This window comes from Humibacillus xanthopallidus (assembly GCF_044793955.1).
GTDB classification, from domain to species: domain Bacteria; phylum Actinomycetota; class Actinomycetes; order Actinomycetales; family Dermatophilaceae; genus Humibacillus; species Humibacillus xanthopallidus_C.
The window spans coordinates 2,030,217-2,051,185 of sequence record NZ_CP084995.1 but is presented as its reverse complement, the minus strand read 5'-3'; the positions used below and the strand labels follow the sequence as shown (position 1 = coordinate 2,051,185).

Genomic DNA, 20,969 nt, shown 5'->3' with positions numbered 1-20,969 from the left:
CCTCGGCTGTTGCTCAGACCGTCTTGGCCTCGTCGACGTAGCGGCACAGGGCGTTGACGGCGCGCAGCTCCTCCGGCGTGTGCACCTCGGCGTCGAGCAGCAGCGGGCTCCCGACGACGACGGCGAGAGCCTTGGCCCGGGAGACCGCGACGTTGAGCCGGTGCAGGTCGTAGAGGAAGCCCACTCCCCGCGGCGCCACGGCGGCGCTCGTGCTGCCCATCGTGTAGATGACGACGGCACCCTGCTGGCCCTGGAACTTGTCGACCGTGCCCACCCGAGCGCCGCTCGGCAGTGCGTGCAGCAGGGCCGCGACGTGGGCGTTGTAGGGGGCGACGACGAGGATGTCGTCGAGCGTCATCGGTGACGTGACACCGGCTGCGTCGGTCCACTCCCCCCGGAGCAGGTCGTCGACCAGCGCGCGGACGACAGCCGCCTCCTCGGCGCTCCCCTGATCGCAGACGCGGGTGTGCTCGACCGGCACCCATCGCAGGCCATCCCCCGAGAGCGCTCCGGGTGCGTCGATGGCGAGCCGCTCTCGTCCGGGAGCGGACTCGAGGCGACCTTCGTAGGCGAGCTCGGACACGAAGGCCGTGAGACTCGGGTGCATGCGGTGGGTGCGATCGAGGAAGACGCCGCGATCGGACGGGATGACGTCGTGGACGACCTCCTGACCGCTCTCGACCGTGACCCGGAGGTGGTCGAGGGCGGAGACACCGGAGCCGTAGGGGTGCACGGCCTTGGTGGGTTGCGTCAGCTGCTGTGGATCGCCCAGGAGGACCAGGGATCTCGCGGCCGGTGCCACGGCGACAGCGTTGGCCAGCGAGAACTGGCCGGCCTCGTCGATGACGAGCACGTCGACGGCGTCGACCATGTCGTCACGCGACCAGAGCCACGCCGTGCCTCCGACGAGGGTGGCCGTCCCGGACCGGAGGGCCTCGGCGATCGCGGTGTTGTCGGTCGTGTGGTGGATGAGGGCGTTGGGGTCAGGTGGCTCGTCACCGGCCTCCTCGGCGTTGGTGCCGTCCTTGTGCCAGGCGGGCCGCGCCACCTCGTCGAGCAGGTTGAGCACGACGGCGTGGGACTGCGCGGTGACGCCGACCCGCAGTCCGGAGTCGAGCAGCTCGCGGATCAGCGCGGAGCCGGCGAAGGTCTTGCCGGTGCCGGGCGGACCCTGCACCGCGAGCACCTCTCCATCGAGGCCGGCCCCCACCCGCACCACGACGTCCTTGGGCGTCTCGTCCTCCCCGGGGGCCAGCGCGGCAGCCGGTGGGACCACCCGGTCGATGAGCCGCGTCGCGAGGTTGCCCGCACCGGCGAGCGCCAGCCGGCCCGTGCGGGCGATGCTCTCGCGCAGGACCTGGTCCATGACCGGCCCCGGCCCTCCGAGCCCCCGCGGTCGTGGCGGGTCGAGCGACTTCTTCATCGACAGCTCGACCCACCCGTCGACGGCATCGAGGGCCACCACCTTGCCGACCGGCTGGTGGGTGTCGACATCGGGGACGTACTTGCCGATCGACACCTTGCAGTCCTGCGGCGGGAACGGGTAGCGCCAGACCTTCGACAGTTTGACGAGCCGGACCTCCTGCGGCTCCCCGAGGTCGCCGATGGCGGTGCCGTCCTCGACGAGCTCAGCCGTCTCGAGCTCCTTGTAGCGGAAGAAGTCCCACCACTCGGGCCGCTTCTCGCGCCGGTGCCAGCCCACCAGGCCGGCGAGCAGCTCGTGTCCGCTCGCGACCAGCCGCTCGGCGAGCTCGATCTCGGCGCGCTCCGCGTCGCCGATATCCTTGGGCTGCTCCGGAAGGGGACGCGAGAGCACGTGGCCGCGAGCCTCGAGGTCGGCGCGACGCTGCTCCAGCCAGACGTGCAGGGCGAGGGTCGAGCGCACGTCCTCCTCGTTGTAGCGCCGGATGTCGTCGAGGATCGTCTGGTCGGCGCCGCCGTCGTCGCGGCCGGCGAGCCAGCGTTCGTACTCGACCACGGAGGAGAGACCGTCGGCGACTCCGGCGCCGTCACTGGACCGCGCGTGACCCCAGTAGAACTCCTCGAGCTTCTTGATGGAGTAGGAGCCCTTGCTGATGCGCACGCCCTGTCGCACGACGGCATAGAGGTCGACGAAGATCTCGTGCCGCAGCAGCTGGTCGAGCTCGGCCTCGCGCGTGGCGTGCTGACCGACGAGTCGCTTGAGCGCCGTCGTCTCGTAGGGCGCGTAGTGGTAGACGTGCATCCCCGGGAAGCGCGACCAGCGGTCGGTGAGCCAGTCGAGCAGCTCGGTCGTCAGACGACCCTCCTGCTCGAAGTCGTGCGCCCAGAACTCGACGAACTCGCCCTGCCGGGTCCAGATGCCGGCGAGGTATTCGCGGCCGGCGCCGCCCTCGGCCCAGGGGTCGCCCTCGAAGTCGAGGTAGACATCGCCCTCGTCGGGCTCGGGAAGCATCTGCAGACCGCGCCCCGGCTCCGGGTCGAGCAGCTCGTGCTGGGCGATGCCGGTCTGTCGCTCGGCGAGCTGGAGACGAGCCTGCTGGTGCAGGCGTCGACGGGTCGCGAGCGACAGCGCCCCAGCGAGCTCGTCCTCGCTCGACTCGGCAAGGGCTCGCAGCGTCGGCACACCGAGGTCGATGAGGGCGGCGCGATGATCCGAGCGCATGCCCGCCACCTGGATCAGGTCGTCACGATCGAGCCACTCCTGCGCGCACCGGTCCTTCCACCGGCACTGCCCGCAGTGCTGGACGCGGGACGACTCGGTCTCGCGCGGGCTGGCTATCGCATCGAGCAGCTCGGCCCGACGACGCCTGGCATAGGGCGCGACGTCGACGAGGCGCCAGGGGTGCTGCTCCTGGTCGCCGGTGACGACGGTCAGCCACTGCGGCGGCACGCCTTGGAGCGTCTCGAGGCGGGCGGCATACGTGGCCATCTGGAGCAGCGCCGGCACCTTGAGCCGACGGGCGAGCTTGGTGTCGGCGATGTCGTAGCGCCAGGCGCCGAAGGCGCTGCGCTCGCCCGCGGGCAGATCGACGCGCAGCAGGAAGTCGGCGAGCCCGACCCAGTGCCCGTCGAAGAAGGTGGCTTGGTAGACGACGTCGACGCCGCGGCGCATGGCGTCGACCGTCGCAGCCTCGGCCGCTGCACCTTTGAGACCCAGTGCGGCGATGTCTTCCACGTGACGCCCGTCGGCGCGCAGCCGGTCGAGGTAGTCGCGCTCGTGGGCGAGGCCCTTGGTGAAGACGAGGTTGAGCGAGTCGTCGACGCCGGACGCACGCGCCGCCCCGGCGTCGAGGGCCTCGAGGTCGAGCGTCGTGATGTGCGCGCAGGCCACGTGCTTGGTCAGGTCGGTCGGACTGAGCACGAGGTGGCCGTCGATGCGCTGCATGCAAGCGAGTATGCCGTTGGCCTCGGACAGTGCCCGGCGCTACCTTCGGGCCATGCCCCTCGCGACGTACAAGGACCTGTGCATCGACGCCTGCGACGCCCACGCTCTCGCCCGCTTCTGGGCAGACCGGCTCGGTTTCGACGCCCACTTGGACGACGACGGCTCAGCGCGCCTCAGCGCCGGTGACCGGGTGATCGTGTGGGTCAACGAGGTGAGCGAGCCCAAGCACGTCAAGAACCGGCTCCACCTCGACATCCGCGCCGAGTCACTCGACGCGGCGCTCGCGACCGGGGCCGTCGTCGTCGACCAGCAGCCGCGATGGACGGTGCTGAGCGACCCGGACGGCCAGGAGTTCTGCGTCTTCGAGAGTGACGGGCCCGTCGGCGACCGCTTCTACGAGCTCGTCTGGGACGTCACCGGCGACGTCGACGCCGCGCACCGGGTCGCGCAGTGGTGGGCCACCGTCCTGGGTGGCAAGGCGGTGCGCGAGGAGCAGTGGAGCTACGTCGACGGCATCGAAGGGCTGCCGTTCGAGTCGATCGTCTTCCAGCCCGTGCCCGAGGACAAGACGACCAAGAACCGCATCCACATCGACGTCTCGACCGATGACCTCGGCGCGCTCGTCGCCGAGGGCGCCATGCCGCTGCGCGAGAAGGGCGAGGACGGCATCGGCTGGACGGTCATGGTCGACCCGGCCGGCAACGAGTTCTGCGCCTTCACTCCCGACGACTGAAGGGCATCCCCGGACCGTGTGGTCCGGGAATGCCCTTGTCGGTGTTGGGTCAATGGTGGGTCGGTGTTGGCGACTCGTGGGTCAGCGCAGGATGCCGTTGCCGACGATCCGACCCCACCACCGGCCCAGACCCCACGTGTCGCCGGCGTAGGTGGCGGCACACACGGCGATGCCGAGAGCCTCGATCCAGTGGCTGTCGATGAGTGGGTTGGTCATGCCCTCCTGACCGAGGGGGAACTCCGCCAGATACATCATGAAGAGGAGCACCGCGCCGGCGATCGCAGCGAGCTTGAGGCCCGCCCCGGCGAGCAGGGCGACCCCGATCCCGAGCAGACCCGCCATGAAGAGCCAGTCCGCCCACGGGGCGGCCATGCTCTTGAAGAGCTCGGCGAACGGGCCCTCGGCGTTCTTCATGAAGCCCTGGGCGGGGGTGCCGCCGTTGATCCAGGCCCGGGCGCTCGGCGTGGCATAGCCGAGGCCGAAGAGCTTGTCGAGGAAGGGCCACAGGAAGGTGAAGCCCAGGACGAGCCGGAATGCGGCGAGGAGCCGGCGGGCCCACACCGACCGGACGACGTCCTCCTGGTAGATGACACCGGATCCGTCGGCACTGCCGTATCCGGGCTCTGCGATGTCTCGATGGGTGGTGCTCATGTGATCAGCTCCCGACGTCGAGTGGTCTCCGGCAGATCCCTGTCGGCACTACACAGCGTAGGACTCGGAGTCGCCCGCTGTCACCGACCAAACGCATTGCGCCACGTCAGGATTCGACAGCCGTCAGCCGACCGCACTTCACTGGCGGACACTCAGGAGTGTGGGGACCTCGAATTCACTTGGTGTTTCAGCAAGTTCACGCACCAGGTCAGCGAGCCTGTCCAGCGAACGACACACGGCGGCATACGACCCGTCGAGCCGGATCGGACGACACAGGATGCGGGTGCCGGCGTTGCGGATGACGATCTCGGACTCCGGGGAGCGAGCACTGTTGCAGTGCACGAGCAGTCCGGTGGGCTGCCCCATCGCGGTCGTGTAGGCGATGAGCTCGAGGTAGTCGCGCGAGGCGAGGTAGCCGTCGGCGCCGACCGAGTACTTCGCGTCGCCCACGAGGACGACCTCGCTCCCCCGGCGAACGACGAGGTCGGGAGCCATCGTGACTGCGCGCGCCTCGTCGAGCCAGACGTCCTCGCCGTCGATGCGCAGGTCGAGCGCGAGGCGCAGGTCGAGCTCCTGCACGATCCACCGCCGGAACAGGTCGTCCATGTCGACCATCAGGCTGTTGGCCTGCTGGTCCCCCGCCTCGTGGCTCAGCGACATCGCTTGCAGGACAAGGCGAGAGAGACGCATTGCGTCCTCGTAGTGCTCGTTGAGGCGGGTCACGGCGACGGGGGCGGTGTGCCGCGTGGCCGGGGTGTCCGAGACACCCTCGAAGCGGCCCATGACACGCAGCGCCTCCCGACGCACCTGAGGGGCTAGCTGCGGCCAGGAGAGCATGGCCTGGAGCGTGCAGCGGAAGAGCTGGTTCTCGACGATGTCGGCGGTGAAGTCGTCGTAGCGGCACTGGGGCTCCGCAGCGGCCCACGGCCGCCGGGCGAACTCCTCGACGAGCAGACGCCCGCGGATCGTCCGCATCCGCTCGTCACGGGCGACGTAGCCGTGCACGAGTCCGCGCATGGTCGCGCTGTCGATGAGCCGGATCGCGAAGTAGGCCACGCCGTCGATGAGCTCATCGGTGTCGCTCCACGTGACCTGCTCGTGCTCGAAGGCCTCTGGCGCGACTCCGGCGCCCAGCATCGCGAAGAAGTTGGTGACCGAGACCTTGGGCATGACCCGCACGACGAGCCCGGGCACCGCGAGGGCCCCGACCCAGCTCGTGGCGCCGATCGTGATGACGTCGGGGTCGGCGGTCGCGTGGATGACGAGGCGCTCCCCCGCCGCGGCGACGAGGGCGGCGCGGGTGTCGCGGGGAAGCCGCACGGCACCCGAGCGGCCGTGCTCGGGGATGGCGGGGAGCTCGATGGTGGAGGGGGGCATGGCGCTCGCGGCAGGGGGCATCGACGACGATCCGGCAAGGGGTGGAGGGACGGGCTAGAGCATAGTCGGGGCAGCGCACCGGTCCTGTGAACTAGAGTGACGATTGACACCATCTGGTGCTGGATTTCTACTTCTCGGGGGCAAAACCATGAATGCTGATCCGTCACGCCCGCCGTCGGGCGTGTCCCGTCGATCCGTCGCCAAGGGACTCGCGTGGTCCGTGCCCGCCGTGGCGGTGGCCTCGGCAGCACCCGCGTTCGCGGCGTCGGGCGCACCGCCCGTGCTGACGTTGCAGTCGGCCTGCAAGTATCCGGGCGGCAGCTGCAGCTCGCGACCCAAGGGGTACTCCCTCTTCTTCAGGATCGACAACCCGACCGGCAAGACCATCTACATCTACACGGTGTCGATCACGAGCGTCACGGGCACTCCGCTGACCTTCGCGTTCTCCGTGCCCGGGCTGCCGGTGGCCGTCCCCGCGGGCGGCTCGGTCATCGCCGAGTTCGTCGCGTCGTCGGGCAACAGTGCGCAGCAGGGCTTCTCGGCCGACGTCACCGTCACCTGGGGTCACAACCCCACGCCGCCCGACCCCGACAACCATCCTCCCGTCACCACGCGCATCGTGGTCGCGGAGACCCCGCCCAACTGCCCGGCCTGCCCGGACTGACGCCTCATCATGGCCCGGTGCGGAGGGCGCTGCCCCCGCACCGGTGGTGCCCCTACGGCCGGACGACGTCGATCTGGCCGTAGCGGGCGCGCACGTTCTCCCACCGGAACTGTGCGAGCTCGTGCTCCCGGCCGTAGAGCTGGTCCTCGATGAACGGATAGACGTTGTAGTCCCAGATGCGGCGCAACGTCGCCTCGTCGTCGAGCCCGGGCCGCATGAAGTAGGAGTGACCGATCTGCAGGTGCGGCCCGCGCAGGGCCCGACGCAGGTCCTCGTTGACACGGTCGACCAGGTCGGCGACCCAGACCGGCCCGTCGTGCGCCTCCAGCCAGCGCCGCAGCAGGCCCTGCATGGGCCCGTCGTGCGGCATGAAGGGCACGAAGTCGAAGCGCCGTCGCAGCGCCGCGTCGACGAGGGCGATGGAGCGGTCGGCGGTGTTCATCGTGCCGATGAAGTAGAGGTTGGGCGGCAGCTCGAAGCCCTCGTCGGGACGGTAGGACGTCTTGACGGAGTGCGACCGGTATTCGAGCAGGAAGAGCAGCTCACCGAAGACACGCGGCAGGTTGGCGCGGTTGATCTCGTCGATGATCATGATGTGCGGAGTCAGGGGGTCGGCCTCGGCCGCCTCGGCGAGCAGGGCCAGTGGCCCCTTGCGCAGCTCGTAGACCATCTGTCCCTGGTGGTCGATCTGCGGGCGGAAACCCTCGAAGAAGTCCTCATAGCTGCTGCTCGGGTGGAACTGGACGATGTCGCGCTTCGCCGGGTCGGGCTGCAGGGCGGTCGCGAACCGCTGGGCGAGGTAGGTCTTGCCGGTGCCGGGCGGACCGTAGAAGATGACCTGCTTCTTCTCCTCGAGCAGGCCCTTGATCTCGCGGAGGAAGGACTCGTCGATGAGCAGGTCGCCGGCCGCGTCGCCGAGCGCGTCCTTGTCGGGCGTCAGCGCCTTGTCGGAGCGACGCATGAGCCAGTGGGCGAGCTGCGCCTGGCCCCAGGGGTCGTCGGCGAGCAGCGGGTCGAGGGTCTGGCGCAGCAGGGCATTGGTCTCGACGTGCATGCGGCCGCGTGACTTGCCCTCGGTCCAGCGGGCCGGGCCTCCGAGACGAGCGAGCATCGCGACCTTGCCCGAGTCGCCACCCAGGCTGAAGAGCGGCAGCCAGTGCTCCGGGTGGGCGATGGCGAAGAGCTTGAGCACCACCGTCTCGCCGAAGCCCTGCACGGGGACGTCGTCGGTCGAGAGGACCCGGTTGATGCGCTCCTCGTCGCGCCCCTCTCCCCACAGCAGCTCGCGCACCATGTTGCGCAGCTGCTCGATGCCACTCGCGTCGAGGGCGTTGATCGAGCTGATGAGCACCGACTGGGCGCCGATATCGCCGTAACCGCGGGTCGACACGATGCGCTTGAAGGTCGGCAGGTCGAAGTCCTCGAGCCCGTCACGCGACAGGCAGGCCGCGAAGACGCGCCGCTGCTCCTGGTGCCACGCGTCCCGCTCGGTCGGGTAGGGCCGCTCGGTGCGGAAGATCTCGACCTCGCTCGCGAGGTCGACCATCGAGGCGAGCTCCAGGGTCGGGTCGTCGCCCCGCTGGCTCGAGCTGAGGAAGCGCAGCAACGGGGTCAAGGCACGCGCCGTGGAGACGATGTCATCAGCGAAATCGGCTCTCCCGAGGGCCTCCTCGCCCTTCCACCACCTGCCCACGAAGGTCTCGCCCGACGGGTAGTCACGGCCGGCCAGCTCGAGCGGGTCGGCACGGGCGTCCTCGTGCACCCGGAAGAAGTTGAGCCCACGAGGCAGGTGCTCCTGCACGAGGGCGCCGACCTCGCGGTGCTGCTGGTCGCTCTCGCCCTCCCAGCCGCCGTGCACGCCGAACGCGACGCCCGAGGGCGTCACCCAGAGGCGGAAGCCGGGGGCGCCGGCGCCTCCGACGAGGATCCACGCGGCATACAGGTCAGCGCGGTAGGCGCTGTCCTCCCCCACGTGCTGCTGCAGCGCGAGGGTGGGCGCCTCGAGGTAGAGGCCGGTCTCGGCCGAGAGCCGCTCGATGAGGCTGTCGCTGATGTGGTCGGCCTCGCCGCGCAGCTGCCGGGCCAGGTCGGCGGCGCGCTCCTCCTGGGCGGGCTTCGCGTAGCCGGAGGAGGGCCGGAAGTCGGAGGCGAGCTCGGCAGCCTCGACGCACACGTCGAGGACCTTGGGTGCGATGCCGACGAAGCCCTCGGTCTCCTTGAAGTGCCAGAGGATCCGGGCGGCATACCGGGGGTCGTCGGGACGCAGCGCGTGGCACAGGTCCGCGAAGGCGACGTAGCGCTCGGCATGGCTGAGGCCGCGCTCGAGCCAGCCGAGCCGCTGGAGCATGTGGGGTGCGTTCTCCCACATCAGGGGCCAGGCCCCCGCGTCGTCGGTCGACCAGAAGAGGGAGAGCACGTATGCCGTGTGAGCCGGTCCGGGGGCACGCTGGCCTCGCGAGCCGCCGCGGGCGAAGAACGCGTCGACGGACTGCAGCTTGTCGGCGGCGTCCTGCGGCGAGGCCGGGGTCTGCAGGGTGACCTTGAGCAGGTCGACGACCTCGGTGTGGTCGTCCTCGGCGCGCCGCACGACGGCCGCGAGCCAGGGGCTGCCGATCGGGCCGAAGCCGACGTAGGGACCGTCCTTGCGGGCCCAGTGGTTCATCGCCTCCTTGAAGGCGAGCAGGTCGCCGCTGGCGACGAGGTCGGCGAGGATCTCGCGCAGCTCGCCGTTGCGGGCAGCACGCCCGGAGTCGAGCTCGGCGAAGAGGGCCTGGGCGTCCTTGTCCGACTCTGCTGCACGCTCGATGAGCGCGTACTTCGCACGCCAACGCTTGACGTCGACGCTGTCGCTGCGGGTCATGGGGCTCCCTTGCACACGCCACAGTTCTCGGGCGTTCTCAGTTGCTGCGCGCGTGGAGGTCGCGCAGGACCGGGCCAAAGGTTACCTGTCGGTCGCCCGTGGTCCGAACCGGGTCGCGGGCTGCTCGCCGGGCACGCGCGGGCCCTGTTGGGTGGGCGGTGAGCCTGTGGATGACGGGGATCGCTCGAGGTGCGACTGCGCAAAGATCATGAGACCGTGCGGAACGAATCAGGACGCACCGTCACCGAACGACCAGCACCGACCAGCAGTCACCAGCAGTCACCAGCACTGTCGAACGTCTCAGATCTGCATGAGGGGATGCCGATGACCTTCGCCGACCGTGGCACCGCCACCCGACGACCGCTGCTGTATGCCGCGAGCCTGGCAGCGCTGCTCATCGCCGCCGGGTGCACGGCCGGGACGCCCACCCCGAACGCCTCCACGGCGGTGCCGACGACGACGTCGAGCAGCGCGACGACGACAGCGACGGCAACTCCCACGACGACCGCGAAGCCCACCCCCACGGTCGACCCGGTGATCGCCAAGATCCCTGCCGCTGCCCGCCCCGAGACCATCGAAGGTGCAGCCGCCTTCGCCACGTTCTACTTTAAAAGTCTTAACGATGCCTTTCGCACAGCCGACCCCGCCGTCCTGCAGGGCCTTGCCACTACCTCCTGCACGATGTGCACGTCACTAGCCCAAGGCGTGGCTGATGTACGCGCAGCAGGCAATCGCTACGACGGCGATCTCGCAAAGGTGAACTACGCCTCCACGAGCGAGTTCACCCCTACGTCGCGAAAAGTTCTCATCAGCTTGAGTCAACGCCGGATTCCCATCGTGAACTCGGCTGGAGACAAAGTCGATACGACTCGAGCAGCGAACCTGTCTTTCGTAGCCACGATGGACTACGACGAGCGGTGGGTCATCACACGCCTCCAGAAGGCAGCGTCGTGACTCTTCACCGCATCGCGATAAGCACACTGGCGATTGCCGTCGCGGCGCTTGTGCTCGGCGCCGTCCCTGCATCCGCGAGCGGGGGCTGCACCCAACTCGACATATGCGAGACCGACGTAGAGGTGGTCACAGTCGGCCTGCTGAGTCGCAGTCAAGTGTTGGCTCTGCCCAAATACCCCAAGGACGATGGATCGACCATTGTGGCTCCGCGGCCCGATGATGCGCCGCGATATGCCTATCGGTCGCTCAATGACTGCCCTCAGGCCCGACCGGACTCTCCGACGGAACAGGTTTCATGCGCGCATGCACTCCGCGCGTGTCCGGAGGGAGAAGTCGGCCCGCTCCTGCGGATCTGGCGACGCACCGTGGAGGGCGAGGTGGTTACCCAGCCGTGGACGTTGGAAGGACTGACGTGCGCGGCGGATGTGGCTCCTGGGGCGCGGCCGACGTTGTCGATGGCGGATATCAAGGCGCAGTTCATGCGCACCCCGTGGTCGAAGCCGCAGATCTCGAGCCAGCCTGCCGGCAACACGACGCTCGTCAACCTTCCGACCTTCTACCAGGTCAACTGGGCGCCGGCCGGCTTCGCACCCGGTGAGGTCGACCGCTCCGTCCTTCGCGGCATACCCGTCCGCATCCGCCCCAAGCTCGTCGGCTTCACCTACGTCTTCGGCGACGGGACGACGCTCGGGCCCACGACCTCGACCGGTGGCGTCTATCCCAACGGCGACGTCACCCATGTCTACCGGGCCAAGGGCGAGTTCCCGGTGCGGGTCGAGACGACGTTCGGAGCCGACTTCAGCCTGGACGGCGCCGCCTGGGACGAGATCCCCTCCACCGTCACCGTGCCCGGCCCGTCCACCACCATCACCGTCCGCGAGGCCAAGGGCGTCCTCGTCAGCCGCTGACGCCCTCCAGCGTGCTCACAGTCCGGCCACGTCACCGTTCGGCCGAGCATCCTCCACGGGCGGGATGTCCGGCACGTCGGGAATGAGGTCGTCCTGCGCCGGCTGCCCCGGCTGCTCTGGCTGCCCCGACACTCCGCCGATCAGGGCGTCCTCGTCCGCGGCGTCCCGGTCCCATCGCGACGACGGCGTGCCATCCGGGGTCACGCTCGTCGCCTCTCCCCCGAATCCCTCGGCCGGGTCCTGCTCGGAATCACCGTGAGGATCCTGCTGCATCGCCGTCACCCTGCGCCTCCCACGTCGTTGAGGACGCCCCGCGGCATCCAGCACAGGCGACGCTACCCCCGTCGCTCCGGCGACGGGGGCAGCCAGAGCCGCGCGCTGAGCCTCAGGCAGCCACCGGACCGTCGGACGGGAAGGCGGCCACTGCTTCGGGCGCCGCGATGGCCACCCCCAGCAGCCGCACACCGGCCGATCGGCACGCGCTCTCGAAGGCAGCGCGCAGGTCGTGGTCGCGAGGCGTGGGGGCCGGATGGCCCGGCCGTCCGATGACGACGACCACGTCGCGCACGCCCTCGCTGGCGGCCTCGGTGAAGAGCCGTCTCAGACCGCTCTGCACCCGGCCCACGTCGGCAGTGCGGGGATCGTCGGGGAGGCAGAGCGGCTGCATCAATCGTCCTCCCTCGTGGCAGAGCAGCACGTAGGTCGAGCCTTCGCGTCGGGCTTGGTCGGCGACGATGAGGTCGACGACGCCCTCGAAGACGTCAGGGTCGGTGATCGGTCGCTGGGCCCAGTCGGCGGGCAGGTCCTGGAAGCTCATGTGCTCGAGCATGCCCGGCGCCAGTGACAGTCAGCCGGCGATATCCACACGGTTATCGTGAGAGGAGCGAGGCATAGGCCCGCTGTGGAAGGAGGCTCGCACGATGAAGGACCGCCGCCCCGCAGCGCTGTCGGCGACCGAGCTGCTGTCGGCCTACGCCGCGCGCACCCTCTCGCCCGTCGAGGTCTTCCGCGACGTGGCAGACATCGTCAGCACGCGAGAGCCCACGCTCAACGCCCTGTGGGTCAACGACCTCGAGACCCGTCCCCAGGCCCTGCTGGATGCCGCCCAGGCCAGCGAGCGTCGCTGGGCCACCGGGGCGCCCGTGGGGCCCCTCGACGGCGTCCCCGTCACGGTCAAGGAGAACCTCGCTCGGGCAGGGGTGTCGATGCCCTCGGGCAACGCCGGGGTGACGCCCGTGCTCCCCACCCGGAGCTCCCCCGTCGTCGAGCGTGTCGAGGAGGCGGGTGGCCTCATCATCGGCTCGACCGTCATGCCCGACTGGGGCATGCTCAGCTCGGGTGTCTCGAGCCTGCACGGCACCACCCGCTCCCCGTGGGACCACCGGCTGACGACAGGGGGCTCGTCCGCAGGTGCCGGCGCCGCCGCAGCCGCAGGCTACGGTCCACTTCACGTCGGCACCGACATCGGCGGCTCCATCCGCCTCCCGGGCACCTGGCTCGGGCTCACGACCCTCAAGCCGAGCGCCGGTCGCGTGCCGCTCGACACTCCCTATCTGGGCCGGGTCGCCGGACCGATGACGCGCACCGCGGCCGACGCAGCCCTGCTGCTGTCGGTGACAAGCCGCCCCGATCCCCGTGACTGGACGGCGCTGCCGCCCGAGCGCCTCGACCTTGAGGTCCTCCACACCGACCCACCCGCTCTGCCGACCACCCTGTCAGCCACCCGCGTAGGCCTGCTCCTCGATGCGGGCTGCGGCACTCCGCTCGACCCGGAGGTGCGGGCGGTCGTCGAGGCAGCGGCTGGTGTCTTCGCGAGCGCGGGCGCCGAGGTCGTTCCGCTCGAGCCGTTCATGACGCCCGAGCTGCTGCGCAGGCTCGACGAGTTCTGGCGGGTCCGCTCCCTCGTCGAGCTCGAGACGCTCGGTGCCGCTGCCCAGGACCGCGTGCTGCCCTTCGTCCGGCGCTGGGCCGAGGCCTCGCGCGACGTCGACGGCCGCGAGCTGATGCGTGACTACGCCGCGATCCTCGCCATCCAGCAGGCGACGGTGGCCGCCACCGAGCCCTACGACCTTGTGATCTCGCCCGTGGCGCCGATGGCGGCCTTCCCCGCCGAGTGGCCGATGCCGTGGGGTGACGCAGACGAGGCGATGTCGCACATCGGCTTCACCGCCCCGTTCAACCTCTCGGGCCAGCCGGCAGGCACCGTCAACGCCGGCTTCACCGCCGACGGGCGCACGGTGGGACTGCAGGTCTCCGGACGCCGGTTCGACGACGTGGGCGTGCTGGCGGCCCTGCACTGGTTCGAGCAGCATCGCCCCGAGAGCGCACAGCCCCGGTGGCCCATCCCCTGACCCTTCGGCTCACCCCCGGCTCACCCTCAGGGGGTGTCAGCCCTCGGGCGTGCCGCGGTGGCAGACCGCCTCGACGTTGTTGCCGTCGGGGTCGCGCACGAACGCCCCGTAGTAGGCAGGGTGGTATTCGGGCCACAGTCGCGGCGCGTGCAGCGACTCGGCACCCAGCCCGACCGCGGTGTCGTGGAAGGCACGCACCGCCTCGACGCTGTCGGCCGCAAAGGCGCAGTGCATCTCGCGGGCGGGCCCCTGCCCGCTGAAGGACGAGATCCAGAACTCCGGATGCCCGTCGCTGCCGTAGCCGATGGCCACACCCACGTCCATCTGGCGGGAGTAGCCGAGGACCCCCAGCACCTCGTCATAGAAACGGGCGCTGGCCTCCAGGTCGGAGCAGTTGATGCCGAAGTGATCGATCATCCCCGCACCGTAGGCCCCGCCGCCGACAGTCCGGGACCAGACGGAGATCACCCGTTCGGGCCATTGTGCTCGGGCCCAACCTTTGATCGACTGTGAGTGGTGGGTCCGGCCCATCCGGGGCCGGTCCGAGCGAACCGGAGGTGCCCATGAGCAGTTCAACCCAGTCGGTCCCCGAGCAGGCAGAGGACGCCGAGCTCGAGGGGGCGCCTGCAGGCGTGCACGCCACCACGACCGTCCCCGCGCCCGTCGACGAGGTGTGGCAGCACCTCATCAGCGCCCGCGGCACCGAAGCGCTTCTCGGACCCGGCGTCACGCTCGGCAGCAAGGGCGAGTCGTGGCACAGCGCGGACGGTCCCCACGGCGTCGTGCGCAGCTGGCACCCGCTCGAGCAGATCCGCGTCTCGTGGCACCCCCACGAGGACGGGCCCCTCAGCATCGTCGACCTCCAGCTCAAGGGAGACGCCGACGGCACCCGCCTCGACCTCTACCACGAAGGTGAGGGCATCGCCGCCGACGGCGCGGGTGACAAGCGCCGCTGGGACGACGCCCTCGGCCGGTTCGTGTCGACGCTGCCCTGACCGCGGACCGCTCGGGGCACCCCCCGTCGCGGTGCCACTCCCTGATCGGGTAGATCTCTCACCATGTCATCGCGTATGCCGTCCGCCTTCGTCAACGGTGCCCCCCTCGCTCTCGAGGGGGTGACCTCGGCGACCAACGCCCTCGACTGGTTGCGCTCGAGCGGCCTGACGGGCGCCAAGGAGGGCTGCGCCGAGGGCGAGTGCGGCGCCTGCGCGGTGCTCGTCGCCCGGCCCAGCGCCACCGGCACGGGCCAACCCACCGAGTGGACCGCGATCAACGCCTGTCTCGTGCCGGCCGCGTCGCTCGACGGTCAGGAGATCGTCACCGCCGAGGGTCTCGGCTCACCCGACGACCTCCACCCCGTGCAGCGCGAGCTTGCCGTGCGGGGTGGGTCGCAGTGCGGATACTGCACGCCCGGCTTCGTCTGCAGCCTCGCCGCCGAGTTCTACCGCGCCGACCGCACGACACCCGGGTGCGACCCGCACGCCCTCTCGGGCAACCTGTGCCGCTGCACCGGCTACCGCCCGATCAAGGATGCCGCCGACGCCCTCGGTATGCCGTCCGGTGACGACCCGCACGCCCGGCGCCGTGAGGCTGCGGCCCCCGACGCCGTGCCGACCCGGCTGACGGGTGCGACCGGCACCTACGCGCGGGCCGCCGACCTGTCCGACGCGCTCGCCCTGGTCGCTGAGCACCCTGAGGGCGTGCTCGTCGCCGGCTCGACCGACTGGGGCGTCGAGGTCAACCTCCGCGCCGCCCGCTCCCCCTTCGTCATCGGCATCGACCGCGTCGACGAGCTGCGCACCCTCGAGGAGCACGACGACTGCGTCGTCGTCGGAGCCGCGCTGACGCTCTCGGAGATCGAGCAGCGACTCGGCAACCGGGTGCCCCTGCTCGCTGACCTGCTCCCCCAGTTCGCCTCAAGGCTTATCCGCAACGGAGCCACCCTCGGCGGCAACCTCGCCACCGCCTCATCCATCGGGGATGCCGCCCCCGCGCTGCTCGCCCTCGAGGCCGACGTGACCCTCGCCTCGAAGTCCGGCGAGCGTTGCGTGCCGCTCAGCGAGTTCTTCACCGGCTACCGACAGACGGTGCGACGGCCGGACGAGATCATCCGTCACGTCCGGATCCCCTTGCCGCTCAGTCCGATCGCGGCCTTTCACAAGATCGCGAAGCGACGCTTCGACGACATCAGCGGGGTGGCTGTCGCCTGCGCGATCGACGTCCGCGACGGCGTGGTCACGAAAGCACGCATCGGTCTCGGAGGCGTCGCCGCCACGCCCATCCGCGCGCTGGCCACCGAGCGACGCCTCGAGGGTCGGCCGTGGTCCGAGTCGACCGCGCACGACGCGGCTGCAGCCCTACGCGAGGAGGGCACGCCGCTGGACGACCACCGCGCGTCCGCGGCCTACCGCCGGGCGATGCTCGGCACCTCCCTGCTGCGGCTCCATGCAGATCACCCTCAGCCAGCGCCGAGCGACGGAGGCCGCGCATGAGCTCGCTCTCCCACCGTCCCTCGGATGCCGTTGTGGGGCAGTCCATCCCGCACGAGTCCGCCGCTCTGCACGTGTCCGGTGCCGCCCTCTACACCGACGACCTCGTAGGTCGCACAGCCGGTGTCCTCCACGCGTGGCCCGTCCAGTCCCGACACGCGCGAGCCAGCGTGACAGCGCTCCGGGTCGAGGCGGCATACGCCGTCGACGGTGTCGTGCGCGTGCTCACGGCTGCCGATGTGCCCGGAGTCAACGACGCGGGGGTCAAGGGCGACGAGCCGCTCTTCCCCAGCGAGGTCTGCTACGTCGGTCACGCGGTCTGCTGGGTGCTCGGCGAGACGCTGGAGGCGGCCCGACTCGGCGCGGAGGCCATCGAGGTGGACTACGCGCCCTTACCGGCGATCATCACGGTGCGCGAGGCGATCGCCGCAGACGCCTTCCAGGGTGGCCAGCCCACACTGCACCGTGGTGATGTCGACCTCGGGCTGGACCGGTCCGCAAGGGTTTTCGCCGGCGAGCTCGACATCGCCGGGCAGGAGCACTTCTACCTCGAGACCCACTCGTCGCTCGCGCTCGTCGACGAGGCAGGTCAGGTCTTCGTGCAGTCGAGCACCCAGCACCCGAGCGAGACCCAGGCGATCGTCGCCCACGTGATGGGGCTCCCCAACAACGCCGTGACGGTGCAGTGCCTGCGGATGGGAGGAGGCTTCGGGGGCAAGGAGATGCAGCCGCACGGGCTCGCCGCCGTCGCCGCCCTGGGCGCGACTGTCACGGGTCGACCGGTGCGACTGCGTCTCAACCGCACGCAGGACATGACGATGACCGGCAAGCGTCACGGCTTCCACGCCCAGTGGCGCGTGGGCTTCGACGACGACGGACGGCTGCAGGCCCTCGATGCCACCCTGACCTCCGACGGCGGCTGGAGCCTCGACCTCTCCGAGCCGGTGCTGGCACGCGCCCTGTGCCACGTCGACAACGCCTACTGGATCCCCGACGTGCGGGTCAACGGGCGGATAGCCCGCACCAACAAGACCTCCCAGACCGCCTTCCGCGGCTTCGGCGGGCCGCAGGGGATGCTCGTCATCGAGGACATCCTCGGCCGTTGCGCGCCGCTGCTCGGCATCGACCCGGCCGAGCTGCGACGTCGCAACTTCTATGTCGACGGGCAGTCCACTCCCTACGGCCAGCCGGTGCGCCACGCAGAGCGCCTCGGACACGCCTGGGACGACCTCACCGCCCGCGCCGACCTGGCGAGGCGGCGCGGCGAGGTGGCCGACTTCAACGCCAGCCACCCCCACGCCAAGCGCGGCCTCGCGATCACCCCGGTGAAGTTCGGCATCTCCTTCAACTTCACGACGTTCAACCAGGCCGGCGCGCTCGTGCACGTCTACACGGACGGCTCCGTGCTCATCAACCACGGCGGCACCGAGATGGGGCAGGGCCTGCACACGAAGATGCTGCAGGTCGCCGCCACGAGCCTCGGGCTCCCCCTGTCGCGGATCCGGCTCGCGCCCACGCGCACCGACAAGGTGCCCAACACCTCTGCGACTGCGGCGAGCTCGGGCGCCGACCTCAACGGCGGCGCCGTCAAGCACGCCTGCGAGCAGATCATCGGACGGCTTCTCGCGGTGGCGGCCGAGCACCTCGGCGTCGAGCCCGCAGCCGTGACGATCACGGACGGCATCGTGTCGGGCGGCAGCGGTGAGCCTCTGACGTGGGAGGCGCTCGTCGCCCTCGCCTACGCCCAGCGCGTGCAGCTGTGGGCGGCCGGCTTCTATCGCACCGAGGGCCTGCACTGGGACTCGACGGCCATGCAGGGCTCGCCCTTCAAGTACTTCGCCTATGGCGTGGCAGCGGCCGAGGTCGAGGTCGACGGCTTCACCGGCGCCTATCGCACCCGCCGCGTCGACATCGTGCACGACGTCGGCGACAGCCTCTCTCCGCTCGTCGACATCGGGCAGATCGAGGGTGGGTTCGTCCAGGGTGCAGGCTGGCTCACGCTCGAGGACCTGCGATGGGACGAGAGTGACGGCCCGACTCGAGGCCGGCTCGCGACGCAGTCGGCGAGCACCTACAAGCTGCCGTCGATGTCCGAGATGCCCGAGGTCTTCAACGTCTCCCTCCTCGAGCACGCGCACGAGGACGGAGCCGTCTACGGCTCCAAGGCGGTCGGCGAGCCACCGCTCATGCTGGCCTTCTCGGTGCGCGAGGCACTGCGCCAGGCGGCGGCGGCCTTCGGACCCGACCGTGCAGCCGTCGACCTCGCCATCCCGGCCACCCCGGAGGCGGTGTGGTGGGCCATCGAGTCGGCCCGGTCGCAGTCCTCCGACGATGCGGACGCCCGACGGGCCGAGCATGCCCGCGTGACCGTGGGCCGCCGGGCGCGCGTCGTGGACGAGCCGGACCAGCCCGACGCAGACGCGCCGCCCCTCGACCCGGAGTCGGAGCGCCTCGCAGAGACGGGGGCGGCACCGTGAGCTGGCTCAGCGCCGTGCAGGCGCTGCGCCAACGACGTCGTCCCGGAGTCCTCGTCACCATCACCGCAGTGCGTGGTCACGCACCCCGAGACGCCGGCGCCAAGATGGTCGTCGCCTCGGACGACACCTGGGGCACGATCGGCGGAGGCAACCTCGAGGCGACCGCCCTCGAGCGCGCACGAGCCATGCTCGCCGCCGACGTCGTGGAGCCCGCCACCCTCACGGTGTCCCTCAGCGACAAGGCTCTCAGCGAGCACGGCCAGCAGTGCTGCGGCGGCGAGGTCGTCGTCCTGCTGGAGCCGCTGCGCGTCGTCCCAGCCGTCGCGATCTTCGGCGTCGGGCACGTGGGTCTCGAGCTCGCCCGGATCCTGGCCCGGCACGACCTCGAGCTGCACCTGGTCGACTCGCGCGCGGTCGCCCTCGAGCCGTCACGCCTCGCCGTCCTCGACGACGCCGTCGCCCGGGTCCACGTGCACCACTCCCCCGTGCCCGAGGTCGCGCTGGGCCAGGTGCCGGCCGGCACCCACGTCCTCGTCATGACGCACGACCACGCTGAGGACGCTGCCCTGTGCGACGCGGCGCTGCGGTGCGGTCACCTCGGCTCGATCGGTCTCATCGGATCGTCGGCGAAGTGGTCTCGGTTCGAGGCGCTCCTGCGCCGCGAGGGCCATGACGAAACAGCGGTGGGACGCATCCGCAGCCCCATCGGGCAGCGCGGCCTCGCCGGCAAGGAGCCCGCGACCATCGCGCTCTCCGTCGCCGCCGAGCTGTTGGCTCGAGTCGAGTCCCGCTCTGCCGCAAGCGGATCGGGGCGACCGTCATGACGATCGTCAGGGCCACGTTCCTCGACACCCCGACCGGTGAGACGGCCATGGGAGCCGAGCTGCGGGCTGCCACCGACGCCGCCCTGCGTGTCGTGGACGGCACGATCGTCGAACGCGGCGCGTGGGCCGACCTCGGGGGGCGGCACACGGACGACGACGTGCTCGACCTGCGCGACGGGCTCGTGCTCCCGGGGCTCGTCGACACCCACGTGCACTACCCGCAGGTGCGGGTGACGGGTGCGCTCGGCATGCCGCTGCTCGAGTGGCTCGACGCGGTCGCGCTGCCGGAGGAGGCCAGGCTGGCGTCCCCCGACTACGCGCGAGCGGTGGCGAGGGAGTTCATCGGAGGGCTCGCGGGCGCCGGCACGACGACGGCCCTCGTCTTCGGATCCCATTTCGCGACCGCCGTCGACGCGCTCTTCGACGAAGCGCAGCGGGTGGGGCTGCGGGTCACTGCGGGGCTCGTCGTCGGCGACCGCGGCCTGCCCGAGGCGCTGCTGACGACGCCCGAGCGCGCCTACGCGGAGTCCATCGCCCTCGCCCGGCGATGGCATCAATCCGCCGGCGCGGGCTCGTCCCCCCGCACGAGGTATGCCGTGACACCGCGCTTCTCCTACGGCGCGACCGACGCGCTGCTCGAATCCTGCCAAGCCGTGCTCAAGGACGTGCCCGGCTCGTGGTTCACCTCGCACGTCAACGAGAGTCAAGCCGAGATCGCTGCAGTGGCAAGGCTCTTCCCCGATGCCACGGACTACGTCGACACCTACGACCGGCACGGTCTCGTGGGCGCGTCCTCCGTCCTCGCCCACAACGTGCACCCGACCGATCGAGAGCTGCGCCTGCTCGCCGGCCAGGGCGCCACCGTCGCGCACTGCCCGACGAGCAACGCCGCCCTGGGCAGCGGGCTCTTCCCCCTCCGGGCGCACGTCGACCACGGGGTGCATGTCGCGCTCGGGTCGGACGTGGGGGCCGGCACCGGCTTCTCGCTCTTCAAGGAGGGCCTGCAGGCCTACTTCGTCCAGCAGCTGCTCGGCGAGGCGGGCCTCCCTCTCGGGCCAGCCGACCTGTTGCACCTCGCGACGCGCTCGGGCGCCCTCGCCCTCGGCCTCGACGACGAGGTGGGTGACCTGTCGGTGGGCAAGGCCTTCGATGCCCTGTGGCTGCGGCCGGCCGAGACCTCACCCCTCGCCCTCGCGCTGCGTCACGCCGACTCTGCCTCGGAGGCGTTGGCACGGACGTTCGCCCTCGCCGGGCCGGCCGACGTCGCCGGCGTCTGGGTGGCCGGCGAGCCCGTCAAGAGCTGACGGGCTCGCA

At 70.7% G+C, this 20,969-nt stretch carries 17 protein-coding genes; 10 read left to right on the top strand and 7 right to left on the bottom strand.

Annotation, left to right across the window (positions count from 1 at the left end):
- Positions 1-13 precede the first annotated feature (13 nt).
- Complete coding sequence (locus LG278_RS09070) at positions 14-3,367, bottom strand: TM0106 family RecB-like putative nuclease (protein ID WP_404393038.1); 3,354 nt, start codon at positions 3,365-3,367, stop codon at positions 14-16.
- A gap of 52 nt (positions 3,368-3,419) precedes the next feature.
- On the opposite strand from LG278_RS09070, the gene LG278_RS09065 reads away from it, so the two are divergent.
- Positions 3,420-4,100 (top strand): VOC family protein, encoded by a 681-nt coding sequence (locus LG278_RS09065; protein ID WP_404393036.1) that lies wholly within the window; start codon positions 3,420-3,422, stop codon positions 4,098-4,100.
- 81 nt (positions 4,101-4,181) lie between these two features.
- Here LG278_RS09065 and LG278_RS09060 read toward each other — a convergent pair whose 3' ends face one another.
- Entirely contained in the window at positions 4,182-4,751 is a 570-nt protein-coding gene (locus LG278_RS09060; RefSeq protein WP_404393034.1) for a DoxX family protein, read from the bottom strand.
- Positions 4,752-4,889: 138 nt separating this feature from the next.
- A complete protein-coding gene (locus tag LG278_RS09055; RefSeq protein WP_404393032.1) occupies positions 4,890-6,128 on the bottom strand; it encodes an McrC family protein in 1,239 nt (412 codons plus the stop codon).
- A gap of 181 nt (positions 6,129-6,309) precedes the next feature.
- Here LG278_RS09055 and LG278_RS09050 point away from each other — a divergent pair, with 181 nt between their 5' ends.
- Positions 6,310-6,792, top strand: coding sequence for a hypothetical protein (locus LG278_RS09050; RefSeq protein ID WP_404393030.1), 483 nt, complete (start codon positions 6,310-6,312; stop codon positions 6,790-6,792).
- A gap of 52 nt (positions 6,793-6,844) precedes the next feature.
- Here LG278_RS09050 and LG278_RS09045 read toward each other — a convergent pair whose 3' ends face one another.
- Entirely contained in the window at positions 6,845-9,652 is a 2,808-nt protein-coding gene (locus tag LG278_RS09045) for an McrB family protein (RefSeq protein ID WP_404393028.1), read from the bottom strand.
- 324 nt (positions 9,653-9,976) lie between these two features.
- Between LG278_RS09045 and LG278_RS09040 the strand changes: the two genes are divergently transcribed.
- Positions 9,977-10,606: a DUF6318 family protein gene (locus LG278_RS09040; RefSeq protein WP_404393026.1), complete on the top strand. Its 630-nt coding sequence runs from the start codon at positions 9,977-9,979 to the stop codon at positions 10,604-10,606.
- A 455-nt stretch (positions 10,607-11,061) separates the two neighbouring features.
- Positions 11,062-11,514 (top strand): hypothetical protein, encoded by a 453-nt coding sequence (locus LG278_RS09035; RefSeq protein WP_404393024.1) that lies wholly within the window; start codon positions 11,062-11,064, stop codon positions 11,512-11,514.
- Positions 11,515-11,529: 15 nt separating this feature from the next.
- On the opposite strand, the gene LG278_RS09030 is transcribed toward LG278_RS09035, so the two are convergent.
- A complete protein-coding gene (locus LG278_RS09030) occupies positions 11,530-11,796 on the bottom strand; it encodes a hypothetical protein (protein ID WP_404393022.1) in 267 nt (88 codons plus the stop codon).
- A 103-nt stretch (positions 11,797-11,899) separates the two neighbouring features.
- Positions 11,900-12,331 (bottom strand): hypothetical protein, encoded by a 432-nt coding sequence (locus LG278_RS09025; RefSeq protein ID WP_404393021.1) that lies wholly within the window; start codon positions 12,329-12,331, stop codon positions 11,900-11,902.
- Positions 12,332-12,434: 103 nt separating this feature from the next.
- On the opposite strand from LG278_RS09025, the gene LG278_RS09020 reads away from it, so the two are divergent.
- Positions 12,435-13,865 (top strand): amidase, encoded by a 1,431-nt coding sequence (locus LG278_RS09020; RefSeq protein WP_404393019.1) that lies wholly within the window; start codon positions 12,435-12,437, stop codon positions 13,863-13,865.
- Between the two features lie 36 nt (positions 13,866-13,901).
- Here the strand turns inward: LG278_RS09020 and LG278_RS09015 are convergent, their stop codons facing one another.
- Positions 13,902-14,282 (bottom strand): VOC family protein, encoded by a 381-nt coding sequence (locus LG278_RS09015; RefSeq protein WP_404393017.1) that lies wholly within the window; start codon positions 14,280-14,282, stop codon positions 13,902-13,904.
- A gap of 146 nt (positions 14,283-14,428) precedes the next feature.
- On the opposite strand from LG278_RS09015, the gene LG278_RS09010 reads away from it, so the two are divergent.
- The 5 genes from LG278_RS09010 to guaD all read left to right on the top strand — a co-directional run bounded on the left by LG278_RS09010 (position 14,429) and on the right by guaD (position 20,959).
- The gene (locus LG278_RS09010) at positions 14,429-14,860 is read left to right on the top strand and encodes an SRPBCC domain-containing protein (RefSeq protein WP_404393015.1); all 432 of its coding nucleotides are present in this window, start codon (positions 14,429-14,431) and stop codon (positions 14,858-14,860) included.
- A 63-nt stretch (positions 14,861-14,923) separates the two neighbouring features.
- Complete coding sequence (locus LG278_RS09005) at positions 14,924-16,357, top strand: xanthine dehydrogenase small subunit (RefSeq protein WP_404393013.1); 1,434 nt, start codon at positions 14,924-14,926, stop codon at positions 16,355-16,357.
- On the top strand, positions 16,354-18,831 hold the full coding sequence (gene xdhB, locus LG278_RS09000; RefSeq protein ID WP_404393011.1) for a xanthine dehydrogenase molybdopterin binding subunit: 2,478 nt from the start codon (positions 16,354-16,356) through the stop codon (positions 18,829-18,831). The genes LG278_RS09005 and xdhB overlap by 4 nt, the downstream gene beginning before the upstream one ends.
- The gene (gene xdhC / locus LG278_RS08995) at positions 18,828-19,655 is read left to right on the top strand and encodes a xanthine dehydrogenase accessory protein XdhC (protein WP_404393009.1); all 828 of its coding nucleotides are present in this window, start codon (positions 18,828-18,830) and stop codon (positions 19,653-19,655) included. Before xdhB ends, xdhC begins: the two co-directional genes overlap by 4 nt.
- Positions 19,652-20,959 carry a guanine deaminase gene (guaD, locus tag LG278_RS08990; protein ID WP_404393007.1) on the top strand — a complete coding sequence of 436 codons (1,308 nt, stop codon included), beginning with the start codon at positions 19,652-19,654 and terminating at the stop codon, positions 20,957-20,959. The genes xdhC and guaD overlap by 4 nt, the downstream gene beginning before the upstream one ends.
- Positions 20,960-20,969 lie beyond the last annotated feature (10 nt).